We start from the raw sequence: 16348 nt of genomic DNA, 5'->3' as shown, positions 1-16348 counted from the left end.
AGATTTATTCTTCCCCGTTCCCTTGCCCAAATAATTCATTTTCCACGACTATTTACTTGATGGCGTTGCTTCAAAGCTGCTTTTTGTTTACCCACTCTTTCACGCATTTTCGCCAAAATTGTCGTTTCTGATGATTTTTGACTTAAATATTCTGCCAGTGATTTAATAGTTGGATTCTGAAAAATTTCTACAATTGATAAATCTCGCTGCAAAATTTCTCTGAGTTGATTATTTACCTGCACCACCAGCAAAGAATGTCCACCAATATCAAAGAAATTGTCATAAATTCCGACCTTTTCTAGCTGTAGTACCTGTTTCCAAACCTTAGCTATTGTTTTTTCTACTTCAGATTGAGGCGCTTGATAATTAGTTGCTAATTCTGGACGTAAGTTATCTGGCGCTGGTAAAGCAGTACGGTCTACTTTACCATTAGGAGTAAGAGGTAACGCTTCTAACATGACAAAGACAGCAGGAAGCATATACTCCGGGAGTTTTTCTTTAACAAAATGCCTTAATTCACTTACAGTAAATATCGCTGTAGGAACTACATAAGCAATCAAACGGTTTTCATCAGCCGTGACCACTGTTTCCCGCACATGAGGATATTGTGCTATAACCGTCTCAATTTCTCCTAATTCAATCCGAAAACCGCGCACTTTCACTTGATAGTCAATTCTTCCTAAAAATTCAATTGAGCCATCAACACGATAACGTGCTAAATCTCCTGTTTTATAGAGTCGTTTTTCTGGTGCAAAAGGACTAGAAATAAACTTTTCATTAGTTAATTCCGTTCTACACCAATAACCCCGCGCTAAACCCACACCACCAATATGTAATTCTCCGGGAATACCAATTGGCACAGGTTGTAATTGTTTATCTAATATATATATTTGTGTGTTAGCAATGGGACGACCAATAGGAACAATTCTTTCATTATTCTTTGGTTGACAACGCCAATAAGTAACATCAATAGCTGCTTCTGTCGGTCCGTAGAGATTATGTAATTCTGCATTCAATAGTTCAAAAAAGCGTTCTTGAAGTTCTAGAGGTAGTGCTTCACCACTACAAATTACCCTTCTGATACTATCACAATTCTCCAGTGCTGGTTCCTCTAAAAACACTTGCAGCATTGAGGGTACAAAATGCAATGTTGTAATTTGCTGCTGTGTAATGAGTTGCACTAAATAGCTGGCATCTTGATGTCCACCTGGTTTAGCTAGGACTAAAGTTGCACCAGTAAACAAAGGCCAGAAGAATTCCCAGACAGAAACATCAAAACTGAAGGGCGTTTTTTGTAAAATTCTGTCGCTTGATGTTAATTGATAAGTATCTTGCATCCACAGTAAGCGATTGCATAAACCTTGATGAGTGTTAATTACCCCTTTGGGTTTTCCTGTGGAACCAGAAGTATAAATTACATAAGCCGCGTTTTCTAGCTGTACATTACTAACTGGATTAGCTTGGCTATAACCAGCGAATTCTGTACCATCGTTATCGATACTTACTACTTGAGCTTGGTGTGGTGGTAGTTCATTAATTAAATGCGATCGCACTAGCAACAATGGTAATTGAGCATCTGCTAACATGAACTTTAAACGCTCTTGAGGATAAGTAGGATCTAGCGGTAAATAAGCTCCACCTGCTTTCATGATTGCCAATATTGCAATTACCATTTCGATAGAGCGTTCCATACAGATTCCAACCAAAGTTTCTGGTTTCACACCTACATTTTGTAGGTAGTGAGCTAGTTGATTGACTCGATTGTTTAACTCTCGATAGGTAAGTTTTTGGTGAGCAAAAATTACTGCTACATCTGTCGGTGTTTTTTCAACTTGCGCTTCAAACAAGTGATGGATACAAGCTTTTTGGACATAATTCACCTGAGTGTTATTCCACTCAACCAATAGCGTTTGACGTTCAGCGGGTGTCAATATTGGTAACTCAGAAATACGTTGGTGAGAATTCCTCACTATACCCTCTAGTAAGGTTTGAAAATGACCAACCATCCGGGTAATAGTATGGGAATTAAATAAATCAGTATTGTATTCTAGCGTTCCTGTTAATCCTGCTTCACTATCTATCATCGATAGCAGGAGGTCAAATTTGGCTGTTCCTGTCTCAATTTCCTTGGTTTTCAAGATGCTATTTGATGCAGGATTATGCAGTACAAACATCACTTGAAATAGTGGATTATAGCTCAAATCCCGATTTGGTTGTAATGCTTCTACTAGTTTTTCTAAGGGCAAATCTTGATGAGTATAAGCATCAATTGCTACTTTTCGCACTCGTCCCAACAATTCTATAAATGTAGGATTGCTTTCTAGATTAGTACGTAATACCAAAGTATTAACAAAACACCCAATTAACTGTTCCAGTTCTACACGATTACGGTTAGCAATTGGTGAACCAACAAGAATATCTTCTTGACCTGTGTAGCGGTAAAGCAAAGTTTTAAAAGCCGTTAACAAGGTAATAAATAAAGTAGTTCCTTCTTGTTGACTTAACTGTTTTATGGCTTGAGTTAAACTTGTAGACAAGACAAACTTCTGCTGCGCTCCTCTAAAAGTCTGTATTGGTGGTCTGGGACGGTCTGTAGGTAGTTGTAATACCGGGAGATTTCCGCCTAGCTGCTGCTGCCAATAAGTTAAATGTTTTGCTATAATTTCACCTTGCAAGCACTTTTGTTGCCAATAGACAAAATCTGTATACTTTACAGCAAGCTGAGGTAACGGAGAGGGTTTATTTTCTAGGAAAGCTTGATATATTGCTGATAATTCTTTCACTAAAATATTGATTGACCAACCATCACTAACCAAATGATGTAATGTCAAAATTAATATTGACTTTTCTGCTGTTAAATGTAGCAGTTTGGCTCGTAATAAAGGTGCTTTTTCTAAATCAAAAAATGACTGAGCCTCTTGTAAAGATAATTTTTGTACTTCTGTCTGTCGTTGTTGCTCAGATAAATCTCGCAAATCAACTACTGATAAATTTAATGTAGCTACATCTACAACTTTTTGAATGGGTTCACTATTGACAACATCAAAGCTGATGCGTAATATTTCGTGTCTTTGAATAATCTCGTTGAGGCTGCGAACCAATACAGGTACATTTAACTTTTCTGTGAGATGAATAGCTACAGAAATGTTATATGTAGCTGTTCCTGGTTGTAGTTGATTAATAAACCATAACTGCTTTTGAGTAAAGGAAAGTGGATATTTGTTAGTGGCTGTCTCTACCCTAGAGATTGGCAAATATACACTATGAAAATTGTAATTAGTTTGGTCTAGGATTTGGTTTGTTAAATCAGCAATATTCGCACCGTCAAAGAAGTCGGCTACAGATATAGCTACTCCAAAATCAATCTCAATCCGGTTTTTTAACTCAAAAACTTTCAGGGAATCTAAACCCAAACTGGTCAAAGGTTGCTTTATTTCTACCTGAGAAGCTGTTACTCTCAGTACTCGTAATACTAGGTTTTGTAAATAGGAGTTTAATAACTGCTGTCGTTGTTCTGGCTTTACTGCTAGTAATTCTGTGCGTGTTAGACAATTTTCTGCTGTTGTTGTTTGGGTAATTTCCAGAATACTGCTACCAACAACCTCTAATGTATTTGCCAAAAAAGCTGTTTTGGTAGCACGACGTTGAATTTTACCACTGGAAGTTTTGGGAATAGTACCAGCTTTGATTAAAACAACTGCATAAACTTCCACTTGATGTTCTTCTGTAATTGCTTGGCGAATAGCACGAGAAACTTCTTCTATATTGGGTTTAGCGCGAAACTCTAATTCTTGTACTACTACTAGTCGTTCTGCTGTTTCCACCTCTACCGCAAAGGCTGCGACGCTTCCGGCGCGTAATGTTTTATGGCTGCGTTCTGCGGTCAGTTCAATATCTTGTGGATAGAGATTGCGTCCTCTAATGATGATTAAATCTTTGGCTCTACCTGTAATGTATAGTTCACCATTGTGCAAAAAACCTAAATCCCCTGTCCGTAGGAATGGCCCTTCTTTGGTGTCTGATAGATAAGCGTGGAATGTCTGTGCGGTTTCTTGTGAACGAGACCAATAACCTATACTCACACTCGGACCAGATACCCAAATTTCTCCAATTTCATCAGGCTGACAACTACTCAATGTTTCTGGATTAGCGATCGCTATTTTCTGTTCTGGTATGACCTGACCACAACTCACACAATAGTACACATCTTCATCTTCAGCAGATGATGCAACTACTCGATTTGATGCTAATGCAGGCTTCTGGATGGTTTTAATCGTTGGTGCTGTTGCTTTTTGCACACCAGAAACCATCAGCGTTGTTTCAGCCATTCCATAACAAGGGTAAAAAGCTTCTTGACGAAAGCCACATTCTGCAAAAGCTGCTGCAAACCGCTCTAAGGTATCATGTCTAATCGGTTCAGCACCGTTAAACGCAACACTCCAACTACTTAAGTCAAGGGTGGCTTTTTGTTCTGGAGTAATTTTTTGTGTACATAAATCATAGGCAAAGTTAGGCCCACCACTTGTTGTACCTTTGTATTTGGATATAGCCTGCAACCAACGATAAGGGCGTTGCAGAAAGGAGGCTGGAGGCATAATGATGCAAGGAAAACCACCATACAAAGGTTGCAATATACCTCCAATCAGACCCATATCGTGGTACATCGGTAACCACGTCACAAACTTACTTTCTGGGGAATGCTCCATGAATTGGTAAGTAGTACTGGCATTGTGCAGTAAGTTGCTATGACTAATCATCACACCTTTGGGTGTACCTGTAGAGCCAGAAGTGTATTGTAGAAAGGCTAAGGTATCGGGACTAATAGTAGGTTCTTGCCAAGTATTTTCTATCCCCAAGGCTAGATTGTCGGTAGTTAGCCACTGCAAAGATTCGACATCGGTCTTTGCTGTCATCAAAGATTGGACAGTAGACAATATTTCTGTCGTCGTCAGTGCGATCGCTGCTTGTGCATCTAGAGCAATAGCTTTGATTCTGGGTGTGTTGCGCTGATTGCGCGGGGGATATGCAGTTACAGCCACCACTCCTGCATATAGACAACCGAAAAAAGCTACTAAGAAATCTAGTCCTGCGGGATAAAGTAGTAAGGCTCGTTCTCCAGTCAAACCTAATTTTTGTAATTGAGCCGCTATGCGACGAGATCGCCTATCCAATTCTTCATAGGTTAGCGTCGCTGGTTCTGTTTCCTCATCCAGCAAGAAGCTAAAAGCATCTCTATCTGGCTGCGTCAAGCTTCTGAAGCGTGAGAGTTCCACAACTGTAGAACAGTTATGAGGTACTTCCAGCAAGCTATGCGAAAATTTACTCATTTTTGTTGTCACAACTTAAACGTCACCCTGAAGCACTGCTCTTTTAACTCTCATTACAAGAACAAGAAAGAGCAAATCCATAACCTCTACAGAAAATATAGGAATCTGATACCAATCCGCGTTCTGATATGTAATTAAGATTTTGGTAGGGGCGGGGTTTTCCCGCCCTGCTGTGGGTTTCAATATTACGTTTTAGATTGCAGTTTGGTATGATTTGATTTTTGAAAAAATTTCAGTAGCTTTAGGTAAAGCTATGTCACACAAATAGCTTCTCTATTTTCCGCAAATAGCTCAATTATTCAATTGATAGGAATAAAAGTGGTGCGAGCTTCATTGAGTTATTGAAACTCTTTTGTATTTACCACCTATCAACATATCGAAAACTACTTGCATTAGCAATAGCATAAATTATAAAAATATTATCAATAATCCGCTCAGTCATTAATTAAAATAATGATATATACACTTCTATCTTTAGATAGATGACAAGTTTATAACCTAAGAGAAACAAGAGGATAAACTAAATTTGACATAGGAATAAATCAGTTGAGTCGCAATATGAGGCAAATCCATGAGTCAGAGCGCTAACATAGGTGTAAAAAATACTGATAAACAAGAAAGTTATTTTATACCCTCAACTTGGTTTTTTTCCAGTCTGGACTAGAAAATCTATTCAGTTAAGAAAGATTATTAATTATCTTGTGTCTGCAACCACCTCATAGTATTGTGGGGACAATATCCAGTTAAATAAGAATTCTTATCAAAGTATTTCTTCGAGTCCTTGGATACAGGCAAGTAGTGTGGTTGAGAGCAAGTAGATAAATGAAGTTAGATAAATTGTTTCCCAGTCTGCTGTTGGCAGGTGCAGTTGTTGTGGCGATCGCCACTCCTGCTAGAAGTGAGAAAGCTCCAGATAAATCTACATTCAACAAACCCCTTCGAGGTGGTGCAGCATTACTCGCACAGTCGCCAACACCAGAAGTGGTACAAATTACAGGAGTAAAAGCTAATCCCAGCAACAAAGGTGTCGAGGTAATTTTACAGACGACTCAAGGAGAAAAACTACAAATTACCAACCGCAGTACGGGTAATAGTTTTATCGCAGATGTAGCTGGCGGCCAGTTGCGTTTACCGTCGGGTGAAGCTTTTACATTTCGTTCTGAGAAACCAATCGCGGGAATTACTGAGGTAACAGTTACAAATATTGATGCAAATACTGTGCGAGTCACAGTGGTGGGTGAGCAGACTTTACCAACAATTGAGTTGTTTGATGAGGATTCAGGGTTGGTGTTTGCGATCGCATCTACTGCAACTGCAACACAACCACCCGCAGAAAGTGAGGCTCCGGCCAGTCAACCATCAGATGCAAGTGACGCACCCATTGAACTAGTAGTAACAGGTGAGCAAGACAAATACGGCGCTGATAACGCCAGCAGTGCAACCCGAACAGACACACCTTTGCGCGACATTCCGCAAGCCATACAAGTAATTCCCCAGCAATTGCTAGAAGATCAAAAAGCGCAACGCTTGGCTGACGCACTGCAAAATGTCGCAGGTGTAACACCGCAAAATTCCTCAATAAATTCCTTCGATCAATTTCTTATTCGAGGTTTTAGCGGCGAAAGCACAAGAAACGGTTTGAGGGATACAACCAACGAAGTCAGTTCTGTACTTAGTAATGTCGAACGTATAGAAGTCCTCAAAGGTCCGGCTTCTGTACTTTATGGACAAGGTTCCCCAGGTGGCACAATTAACATCATCACAAAGCAGCCTCTAAGCACACCTTTTTATAGTTTGTCAGCCACAATCGGCAGCTACAATTTATATCAAGGCGCTCTAGATTTTTCTGGTCCAATCAACGATACCAAAACAGTCCTATATCGGCTGAATGCTTCAATTCAAAAATCGGATAGTTTTGTTGATTTTGCGAATATAGATAATTCCTTTATTGCACCTGCTTTGACTTGGCTGATAGGTAAAAACACCACACTATCATTAGCAGCAGAGTATTTAAATACCGAACAGAAGAATTATACGGGATTGCCTGCTAAAGGTACTGTTTTACCAAATCCCAACGGTCAAATTTCCCTGAACCGATTTACTGGAGAACCTTCAGATTTCTACAAACGTAGTGTTTTTCGTATAGGATATGACTTTGAGCATCGTTTTAGTGAAAATTGGAAGCTACAAAACGCTTTTCGAGCATCATTCCGCACTTACGATTTATTGAATACTTTTTCTACTGGTTTATCAGAAGATGGTCGTTTTCTTAACAGAGGTGGTGTTAGGTCACAAGCAGAAAATGGTGGTCAATTTAGAGATGTCTACAACTTAGATAATTATATTGTTGGCAAATTTAATACTGGCAGTATTAAACACCAATTGGTTGCAGGGTTCAATTTATCTAGAGACGAATTTAGAAACCGTTTAGCTTTATTTTCGTTAGCTCCACTGGATTTATTTAACCCAATTTACAATAACTCTCGATTTAATACAAGAAATCTAGCTGAAAATGTCACTAAATCAGAGGTTTTAGGTATCTACCTCCAAGATCAAATTTCCTTGACAGATAATTTCAAAGTACTTTTAGGTGGGCGGTTTGATATTGCTAACCAAAGTTTTGAAAATTTATCTAATTCATCAAGTAATAGTTTTAAACAAGACGAAGTATTTAGTCCCAGGATAGGTATAGTTTATCAACCAATCAAACCTATTTCCCTTTATGCTAGCTACAGTAAGTCGTTTCAACAAGTTATAGGTTCAGGATTAGATAATCAACTTTTTAAACCAGAAAAAGGTACTCAGTATGAAGTAGGTATCAAAGCAGATTTTACAGAGAAAATTTCGTCAACTCTGGCTTTTTATGAACTAACTCGCTCTAATGTTTTAACTACCGATGCATCAGGACTTTTTTCTATTCAAACAGGAGAGCAAAGAAGTAGAGGAATTGAGTTAAATATCACTGGAGAAGTTTTGCCAGGATGGAATGTTATTGCTTCCTATGCTTATACAGATGCCAAAATTACTCGGGATAATGATTTTCCTATTGGTAATAAACTCAATAATGTGCCGGCAAATGCTTTGAGCTTATGGACTACCTATGAAATTCAAAATAGTAATTTACGAGGGTTAGGCTTTGGCTTAGGGCTATTTTATGTGGATGAACGACAGGGAGACTTAGAAAATTCTTTTAAAATACCCAGCTATATCCGCACAGATGCTGCGATTTATTACAGAAGAGATAACTTCAAAGTAGCACTGAATATCAAAAACTTATTTGATATTACTTATTTTGAAACGGCTAACAGTGACACACGTGTTTTTTATGGTCAACCTTTGACTGTGCAGGGAACAATTTCTTGGCAGTTTTGATAATTCAGAAGGCAGAAGGCAGCAGGCAGAGGGCAGAAGGTATGAGTAGTATCAATTACAACTTTAGTTCTGGGTTTGAGCCTAGTTTGAATAAATAATTATACTGATACTACTTGTAGCGAGGTATAAAACGTCATTGTTTCAATCCCACTCTTTTAAGGGTAGGTTGCCTCCTGCCTCCTGCCTCCTGCCTTCTGCCTCCTGAATATTTTGCCCTCTACAGCAATCAAGGTTATGAAACTCCGCCCAGCTGCTCTCTTGTTACACCGCTTGATAGGAATTGCACTCGGAATAGTCATAGCTGTGATTGGCTTAACCGGGAGCGCTCTTGTCTTCTGGCATGAAATTCACCATCAACTAAATTCACCATTAACGACAGTAATACCGCAAGCACAAAGCATATCAGTTGATGAGATTGAAGAAACTGTAAACAAGGCTTACCCTGATTGGCAAGTTTCATCAATCGAGATGCCAAATTCTCTGAGTGATGCCTATAAAGTCACTATCACCTCTAAAGAAGATAAATCTTTGGATGTATATGTGAATCCTTATACAAATATCATTCTCGGTGCTTTGCAATGGGAAAGCAGCTTAATGGGAATAATTTATGAAATTCATGAATCATTTTTAGCTGGAGATATCGGAAAAAAATTTGTCGGTGTTTTTGGCATTTTGTTAGTGTTAATGAGTATTTCTGGAATCATACTTTGGAATGGTTGGCATAGACTGATTCTAGGATTTAAAATTCGCTGGCGTGCGCCTGGGAAATTAGTAAATTATGACCTGCATAAATTTGTCGGGATTTTATCTGTAGGCTTTTTGCTGTTGCTAGCTTTAACAGGGTTCTGCTTGACTGCTACTAAAGAGACGCGACAAGTAATGTATTACCTAACAAATATGCCTGTCATTCCTAACCCAACCTCAAAAGTAATTGCGGGTCAAGCGCCTCTGAAGATGAGCAAAATTTTGGAGTTGGCTAATATTGCTTTTCCTGCTGGAAGAGTGACTCTTATTTCTTATCCAGAGAAACCAGAAGAAGCCGTTTTTTTAATCAAGAAACAGCCTTTGGAAGTGACTTATTATGGTCTAACTCATTTATATGTGGATCAATATAGTGGCGAAGTGTTGCGGATAAATAATCCACTGACTGAGTCACTGAGAACTAAATTCGCAAATGCTGTATTTAGTATATTTATCCTGCACACAGGGCGTTATGGTGGACAACTGATGATGATTTTGTATGTAGTTGTGGGGTTAGTTCCTACTTTTTTGTTGATTACAGGGTTGTTGATGTGGCGACAGCGACAGTGGGCGATCGCCCGCCGTCAAGCAGCCATCAGATTGAGCCATACAAGCTTAATAGAGCCGCCAGATAGTAACTAGTTCACAACTTTATGACCTTACCTACTCGTCAAACTGGTATGCGGACTTTTATGACTGTCTGGTTTGGTCAGGCGGTTTCGCTCATTGGCAGTAGTATGACAGACTTTGCCCTGACTATCTGGGTATGGCAACTCACTGGTGAAGCTACACCACTGGCGTTGTTGACTTTTTTTACAAAACTGCCACAAATTCTATTTGCACCTATAGCTGGTGTCATAGTTGACCGCGCTCCTCGCAAATTGTTGATTATACTGACTGATACGGTGAGCGCTGTAATGAATATAACTGTTTTGTTGCTTTACCTGACGCAGCATTTGCAAATGTGGCATCTCTACTTGATTATGGCCATCAAAGGCACATTTGAGCAATTTCAAACACTGGCGTTTTCGGCATCAATATCTGTAATAGTACCAAAGCAACATTACAACCGAGCTAGTAGTATGGGTTTCCTGGCTGGTTACGGCTCTAATATCGTTGCACCAGCATTAGCAAGCGTTCTTTATCTAGTTATTGGTATAGCTGGTATCTTAATGATTGATCTCACTACTTTTGCGATCGCCATTATTACTGTTTTGCTAGTGCAGATCCCGCAACCTGCTATCAAGTCAGTAGAACTACAAACTAGCACTAACATCAGACAGGAACTCAGCTACGGTTGGCACTACATTGCTGCACGTCCTAGTTTACTGGCAATGCTAGTTCTCGCGTCTTGGTTTTGGTTTGCTCATGACATCGGTGCTGCACTCTATTCTCCGTTGATTTTGGCTCGCACTGGAAATGACGCTCAAATTTTAGGTAGTTTAGCCTCAGCCGCAGGTATTGGAGGTGTGATAGGTGCTTTAGTTGTTAGCAGTTGGGGAGGTAACAAACGCCGCATCAATGGAGTACTTATCGGGATGATTGGTGCAGGTTTGAGCAAAATTGCCTTCGGTTTGGGTAGAAGTCCGTTAATTTGGATTCCTACTCAGTTTTGCTCGTCTCTTAACTTTCCTTTTCTTGGTAGTTATCACAATGCAATCTGGCTAGCCAAGGTGAAAACCCAAGTGCAGGGACGTGTTTTTGCCACCCGTTCTGTGGTGGAATTAGTCACTTCATCAGTGGCATTTTTAATAGCTGGGCTATTAGCTGATCGCATTTTTGAACCAGCGATGCTGCCTAATGGTAGCCTCTCACCTTTTTTAGGCAGCATCTTCGGTACTGACAAAGGTGCAGGTATTGCACTATTGTATTTTATCTCTTCGCTGGGTTTGTTAATAGTTGGTTTAAGTGGATATGCTGTTCGCAACTTGCGTGATCTAGAAATGCTCTTACCAGATCATGATGCTGACAATTCTCAGTAAGTAAGGGCGAACGGCCGTTCGCCCCTACAGCCTAATAACAAATAACAAATGACAAATCCACAACGATTTTTACCTTTTCTACTCAGCATCATATTTACGTTGGTGGTGAGTAGTCAAAGTATCAGTACTATACCTAAAAATACAGAAATCCTCTGGGATACTTACGGTATACCCCATATTTACGGTAAGAGTGTGCAGGGTGCTTTTCAAGCCTTTGGTTGGGCACAGATGCAAAGTCATGGTAACTTGCTGTTGCGCCTTTATGGACAAGCACGGGGACGGGCTGCCGAATACTGGGGAGAGAAATATCTAAAATCAGATAAATGGGTATTGACAATGGGCGTACCCAAACGTGGTAGTGCTTGGTATGCAGATCAAAGTCCGGCATTTCGCGTTTATTTGAGTGCCTTTGCTACGGGAATTAATACTTATGCCAAAGAGCATCCTGATTTAATTGATGATCAAGTAGAAGTAGTTTTACCTGTAACCCCAGAGGATATATTAAGTCATCTACAACGGGTAATGTTGTTTACTTTTGTAGTTGATCCAGAACGGGTGGCGGATATTACTGATAAAAAGTCGGCTCCAGGCTCAAATGGTTGGGCGATCGCCCCCAAAAAATCTGCTAGTGGCAAAGCTATGCTACTAGCCAATCCCCACTTGCCTTGGGGAGATTTATTTTTGTGGTATGAAGCCCAAATTACCGCTCCAGGTATTGATGCTTATGGAGCATCATTGGTAGGCATTCCCGTATTAGCGATCGCCTTCAATGACAATTTAGGTTGGACTCATACCGTCAATACGCATGATGGTTGGGATGCCTATAAACTAAAATTGCAGAATAATGGCTATCTTTTTGATGGCAAAGTTCGCGCTTTTGAAACAACAGCCTTTTTAATCAAGGTGAAGCAGAAAAATGGTTCGTTGCGCGAGCAAACATTCTCAGTCCAAAATACTGTTCACGGGCCTGTAGTTCCAGGTAAAGACGGTCAACTCGTGGCGTTGCGCGTTGTCGGTCAAGATAGACCTGGTGTATTAAAACAGTGGTGGGATATGGCAAGTGCTAAAAACCTCACCGAATTTCAGCAAGCGCTGGAAAGCTTGCAACTTCCGATGTTTACTGTCATGTATGCTGACCGTGAGGGTCATATTATGCACCTGTTCAACGGTCTGGTTCCCGTGCGACAAGCAGGAGACTTTGCTTATTGGCAAGGCATCATCCCTGGTGATACATCTCAAACTTTGTGGACGAAAATTCACCCTTATAATGATTTGCCCAAAGTCATTGACCCAGCCAGTGGTTGGTTACAAAATGCCAATGACCCACCGTGGACTACTACTTTTCCATCTCCGCTCAAAGCAGATAATTATCCTGCCTACATGGCACCACGGGGGCCGATGTATTTTCGGGCGCAGCGTTCTGCAAAGATGTTAGCTGAAGATGAAAACATTTCTTTCCAGGAAATGGTTGCTTATAAACATTCTACGCAAATGGAACTAGCAGAGCGGATTCTAGATGATTTGATTCCAGTTGCACAAAAACAAGGAGATGAATTAACACGTCGCGCTGCTGATGTCTTAGCAGCCTGGGATCGCAAAGCTGATGCTAATAGTCGGGGTGCAGTACTGTTTAACGCCTGGGTGAATAACATAGACTTGGATACGTTGTTTAGCACTCCTTGGAATGAAAAATCCCCACGCACAACACCCGACGGTTTGGCTAACCCCACAAGCGCGGTGAAAGCGTTGGCGGATGCAGCACAAAAAGTAAAAAAAGTCTATGGAAAATTAGATATCCCTTGGGGTGATGTCTTCCGGTTACAGTATGGCAATTTAGATTTGCCTGCCAATGGTGGTGATGGAGATAAAGGCATTTTCCGCGTAGTCAATTTTGCCCCAACAGGCGATCGGCAGTTTCGAGCGATCGCAGGTGATTCCTATGTTGCTGCTGTTGAGTTCTCTCAACCACTAAAAGCAATGGCTCTTACTAGCTATGGTAATGCTAGTCAACCTAATTCAACTCATGTCGCCGATCAACTGCAATTATTTGTGCGCCAGCAGTTACGTCCGGTTTGGCGAACCCGACAAGAAATCACAGATCATTTGGAGCAACACAAATTATTCTAGACACTGGAGTTTCTGGAGTTTCGTTTTCGCGCTGCACGTCTTAAACACATCTTTTTTTCTTTTCCCCTTAAAAGGGGAGGCTTCTAACCGATCCTTCGTGGCTCTTTCCCCCCCCTACACCCTCTCACAAGGGTAGGTTTAAATCCTGGTTGAGGCAAGACTTAGTAGACAAGGATGTTTTTTGACACAGAAAAGATTAAATACTAGTATATATACATAGATTTTCAGCTTCTTCCATGTCCACTTTCCCTCCGTGTCCTCCAAGTCTCACCCATTGAAGATGTATATGTAAAAAGCCTACACCTGTGAGCCCTACACCGAATGGCACTAAGAAAACCCGAAGAACGTGCGACAAGGAGATTGAGAGACGCGGTGACGCGGAGAGAAGAATTGAATGAGGTAGATGGTCGCTATGTTGTTCAAGCTGGTGGAGGAGCTAATACCGTAAGACATCTACCCGACAATAAAATTTGAGACACTTATTTATGAAAGAATAAGATAATTACTGTCCGATGATTGAGGCTAAATAATTCTATGGGAAATATCCGCTCATTCAAAGAGTTAAGGGTATGGCAGAATGGAATGGATGTGGCGATGATAATTTTTGAGGTAACAAAATCTTTGACAGTAGAGGAACGTTTTTCTTTAACAGACCAGATACGACGCTCGTCGCGTTCTGTTGCAGCAAATATTTCAGAAGCGTTGAGAAAACGAAGATACTCTGGGGCATTTGTAAGTAAGCTTAATGATGCAGAAAGTGAAGTAGCGGAAACTCAAACCTGGATTGAAATTTCTTTGCGATGTCGTTATATAAGTTCAGAAAAAGCTTTAGAATTAACGTGAGTTCGATAGAACTAAAAAAGGGCAGGAGGTAGAGCAGGTAAGTCTTTTGGGTAAATGTCAATAGAAGGTTTTTTAGGCAAATAGGTATAAGCAGCTAACCCTGCCATTAAATTAACCAAAAAGTTAAATGGACTACGATGTCGTGAGTGTTCGATTTGACATATATTTTTGAGGTGGTCATTCACCGATTCAATCACTGCTCGTTTCCGTAAAAGAATTTTATCAATGAGTTTTACCAAACGATTTTTCATTTTCTTCTTAGATTTGGTTACTAATTCCAACCCTCGCTCATATAACTGTTCAAATAATTTTTGAGAGATGTATCCTCTGTCACCAAACAGTTTGCCAATTAAGTCACGAGTCATATCTGGGACTGGTTTTCGGTCATCTACATTGGCAGGAGTTAGTGAAAATGCCATTTGTTAGATATTCTTAGTCTCGGTCTTTTTTTGTGACTTTTTTACCCATTCTCCATCAATCGTAGCGTAGGCGTAGCCCGCCGCAGGCATCGCTGTTTTGAATACCCAGTTGTGCAAATTCATTTGCAGCAAGCTTTTTGCCTTTTTATCACCGTCGAACTCACGTAAATTTAGAATCAACAGTAAATCCATTAAATTTGTGGTGTGGTCGTCATGTTAAATTAATCGATTGTTCAACTGTGTCAATGCCAGATACTCCAGAAAATCAACAAGCGTACCCTCAATCAATTAGTCAAGAACCTGGATGTGGTTTTCCTATCGCGAGTATTTGTGTGATTTTCAGCCTGATAACTGGTGCTGCAACGGCTTTAGCTATTGATATATTGAATACTAACGATCTCAAATTAGCCAGAAGAATATATCAGTTTTTAAATCCACTAGATATTCTATTAGGTGATAGTGCTTTTTGCTCTTATGCTGATTTTTTCTGGATTTCTAATAACGGTTGTGATGCTATTGTCAGAAAACATAATGGTCGATGTCAGAAATTACAAGGTGGTCGTCTAGTTGGAAAGAATGATAAAATCTTAACTTGGGAGCAACCAAAAACTTGCCCAACAACATTAACAAAAGAAGAATTTGCGGCTTTACCTAATAGCTTGAAAATTCGAGAGATATTTTATTCAATTCAGATTCCAGGCTTCCGCACAAAATCAGTTACTTTAATTACCACTTTACTTGACATTGAAGCTTTCCCAACTAACAAGATAATAGAACTTTACCACTCTCGTTGGAATGTGGAGTTAGATTTAAGACATTTAAAAACTTCTTTTGGTATGGACATTTAAAGATGTAAAACTCCAGCTATGGTTCGTAAAGAAATCTATGCTTATTTGCTGGCTTATAACTTATTACCGGGACTTAAGCAAAAAAAGAGAGCAAAAGAGGTTATAATGCAGATATAGCATAGGTTTCACGTTAAAATAAGCCTGATGAAAGAGACAACTCCCACAGCCATGCCCCCATGCTTTGAAAAATGGTGTCAAAGGTTTGATGATGTATTTAATCATCAAGCGCAAAAAAGGGAGTTCAGACATTATTTAGGGGGATTATTGGGGGAAAGTGAGAGAAAAAACCTGTTACAGATGGCAGGAAACGCCATAGGGGTGAATTACCATAGATTACACCACTTTTTAACAGATGCACCTTGGTCGGCTAAAAAGCTGAATGAAAGACGCTTGGAGGTAATGAACAAGTGTAGTCAGACTAGAATTAATCGGGGATTTAGCTTGATAATTGATGATTCAGGGCATAGGAAAAGTGGTAACTTGACTGAAGGAGTTGGAAGACAATATATTGGAGAAATCGGTAAGACTGATAATGGAATAGTAGTGGTAACAAGTCATTTATATGATGGCAGAAAAAGCCTACCATTAGATATAGAGTTATATCAGCACGCTGATTCATTACCACAGGGGAAACAAGACCCATTATTTGAGAAGAAAACCGAGATATCCCTCTTCTGTAACTTTCCGGG

The 16348-nt window shown here is 40.0% G+C and carries 9 protein-coding genes and 2 pseudogenes; 8 read left to right on the top strand and 3 right to left on the bottom strand.

Annotated elements, in window-relative coordinates; genetic code table 11:
* Positions 1-35: 35 nt before the first annotated feature.
* Entirely contained in the window at positions 36-5327 is a 5292-nt protein-coding gene (locus MIC7126_RS0110455) for a non-ribosomal peptide synthetase (RefSeq protein ID WP_017653093.1), read from the bottom strand.
* A gap of 822 nt (positions 5328-6149) precedes the next feature.
* On the opposite strand from MIC7126_RS0110455, the gene MIC7126_RS0110450 reads away from it, so the two are divergent.
* The 6 genes from MIC7126_RS0110450 (at position 6150) to MIC7126_RS27410 (ending at position 14392) form a co-directional block, all read left to right on the top strand.
* Complete coding sequence (locus MIC7126_RS0110450; protein ID WP_017653092.1) at positions 6150-8699, top strand: TonB-dependent siderophore receptor; 2550 nt, start codon at positions 6150-6152, stop codon at positions 8697-8699.
* 234 nt (positions 8700-8933) lie between these two features.
* Positions 8934-10082 carry a PepSY-associated TM helix domain-containing protein gene (locus MIC7126_RS27415; protein ID WP_017653091.1) on the top strand — a complete coding sequence of 383 codons (1149 nt, stop codon included), beginning with the start codon at positions 8934-8936 and terminating at the stop codon, positions 10080-10082.
* Positions 10083-10093: 11 nt separating this feature from the next.
* The gene (locus MIC7126_RS0110440) at positions 10094-11422 is read left to right on the top strand and encodes an MFS transporter (protein WP_017653090.1); all 1329 of its coding nucleotides are present in this window, start codon (positions 10094-10096) and stop codon (positions 11420-11422) included.
* A 48-nt stretch (positions 11423-11470) separates the two neighbouring features.
* Positions 11471-13549: an acylase gene (locus MIC7126_RS0110435; RefSeq protein WP_017653089.1), complete on the top strand. Its 2079-nt coding sequence runs from the start codon at positions 11471-11473 to the stop codon at positions 13547-13549.
* Between the two features lie 321 nt (positions 13550-13870).
* Positions 13871-14023 (top strand): hypothetical protein, encoded by a 153-nt coding sequence (locus MIC7126_RS30350; RefSeq protein ID WP_017653088.1) that lies wholly within the window; start codon positions 13871-13873, stop codon positions 14021-14023.
* Between the two features lie 60 nt (positions 14024-14083).
* Positions 14084-14392 carry a four helix bundle protein gene (locus MIC7126_RS27410; protein ID WP_081603016.1) on the top strand — a complete coding sequence of 103 codons (309 nt, stop codon included), beginning with the start codon at positions 14084-14086 and terminating at the stop codon, positions 14390-14392.
* Positions 14393-14403: 11 nt separating this feature from the next.
* Here the strand turns inward: MIC7126_RS27410 and MIC7126_RS27405 are convergent.
* Together MIC7126_RS27405 and MIC7126_RS28610 are read right to left on the bottom strand one after the other, a co-directional pair.
* Positions 14404-14811 (bottom strand): annotated as a pseudogene (locus MIC7126_RS27405) (transposase); the annotation flags it as partial.
* 3 nt (positions 14812-14814) lie between these two features.
* Positions 14815-15003, bottom strand: a complete 189-nt coding sequence (locus MIC7126_RS28610) for a hypothetical protein (protein ID WP_017653085.1) — start codon at positions 15001-15003, stop codon at positions 14815-14817.
* Between MIC7126_RS28610 and MIC7126_RS27400 the strand changes: the two genes are divergently transcribed.
* Both MIC7126_RS27400 and MIC7126_RS27395 read left to right on the top strand, forming a co-directional pair.
* Complete coding sequence (locus tag MIC7126_RS27400) at positions 14949-15659, top strand: transposase (RefSeq protein WP_338010314.1); 711 nt, start codon at positions 14949-14951, stop codon at positions 15657-15659. The two genes, MIC7126_RS28610 and MIC7126_RS27400, sit on opposite strands and share 55 nt — an antisense overlap.
* Positions 15660-15803: 144 nt before the next feature.
* A pseudogene (locus MIC7126_RS27395) lies at positions 15804-16331 on the top strand (IS701 family transposase); the annotation flags it as partial.
* Positions 16332-16348 lie beyond the last annotated feature (17 nt).

It is taken from the genome of Fortiea contorta PCC 7126, assembly GCF_000332295.1.
Lineage (GTDB): Bacteria > Cyanobacteriota > Cyanobacteriia > Cyanobacteriales > Nostocaceae > Fortiea > Fortiea contorta.
The sequence above is the reverse complement of the archived record's forward strand: the minus strand, read 5'-3'. Positions and strand labels throughout refer to the sequence as shown.

Bases quoted from the DNA above. Each gene is read 5' to 3' on its own strand.
- MIC7126_RS0110455 (WP_017653093.1), bottom strand. From the start codon at position 5,327: ATGAGTAAATTTTCGCATAGCTTGCTGGAAGTACCTCATAACTGTTCT.
- MIC7126_RS0110450 (WP_017653092.1), top strand. From the start codon at position 6,150: ATGAAGTTAGATAAATTGTTTCCCAGTCTGCTGTTGGCAGGTGCAGTT.
- MIC7126_RS27415 (WP_017653091.1), top strand. From the start codon at position 8,934: ATGAAACTCCGCCCAGCTGCTCTCTTGTTACACCGCTTGATAGGAATT.
- MIC7126_RS0110440 (WP_017653090.1), top strand. From the start codon at position 10,094: ATGACCTTACCTACTCGTCAAACTGGTATGCGGACTTTTATGACTGTC.
- MIC7126_RS0110435 (WP_017653089.1), top strand. From the start codon at position 11,471: ATGACAAATCCACAACGATTTTTACCTTTTCTACTCAGCATCATATTT.
- MIC7126_RS30350 (WP_017653088.1), top strand. From the start codon at position 13,871: ATGGCACTAAGAAAACCCGAAGAACGTGCGACAAGGAGATTGAGAGAC.
- MIC7126_RS27410 (WP_081603016.1), top strand. From the start codon at position 14,084: ATGGGAAATATCCGCTCATTCAAAGAGTTAAGGGTATGGCAGAATGGA.
- MIC7126_RS28610 (WP_017653085.1), bottom strand. From the start codon at position 15,003: ATGGATTTACTGTTGATTCTAAATTTACGTGAGTTCGACGGTGATAAA.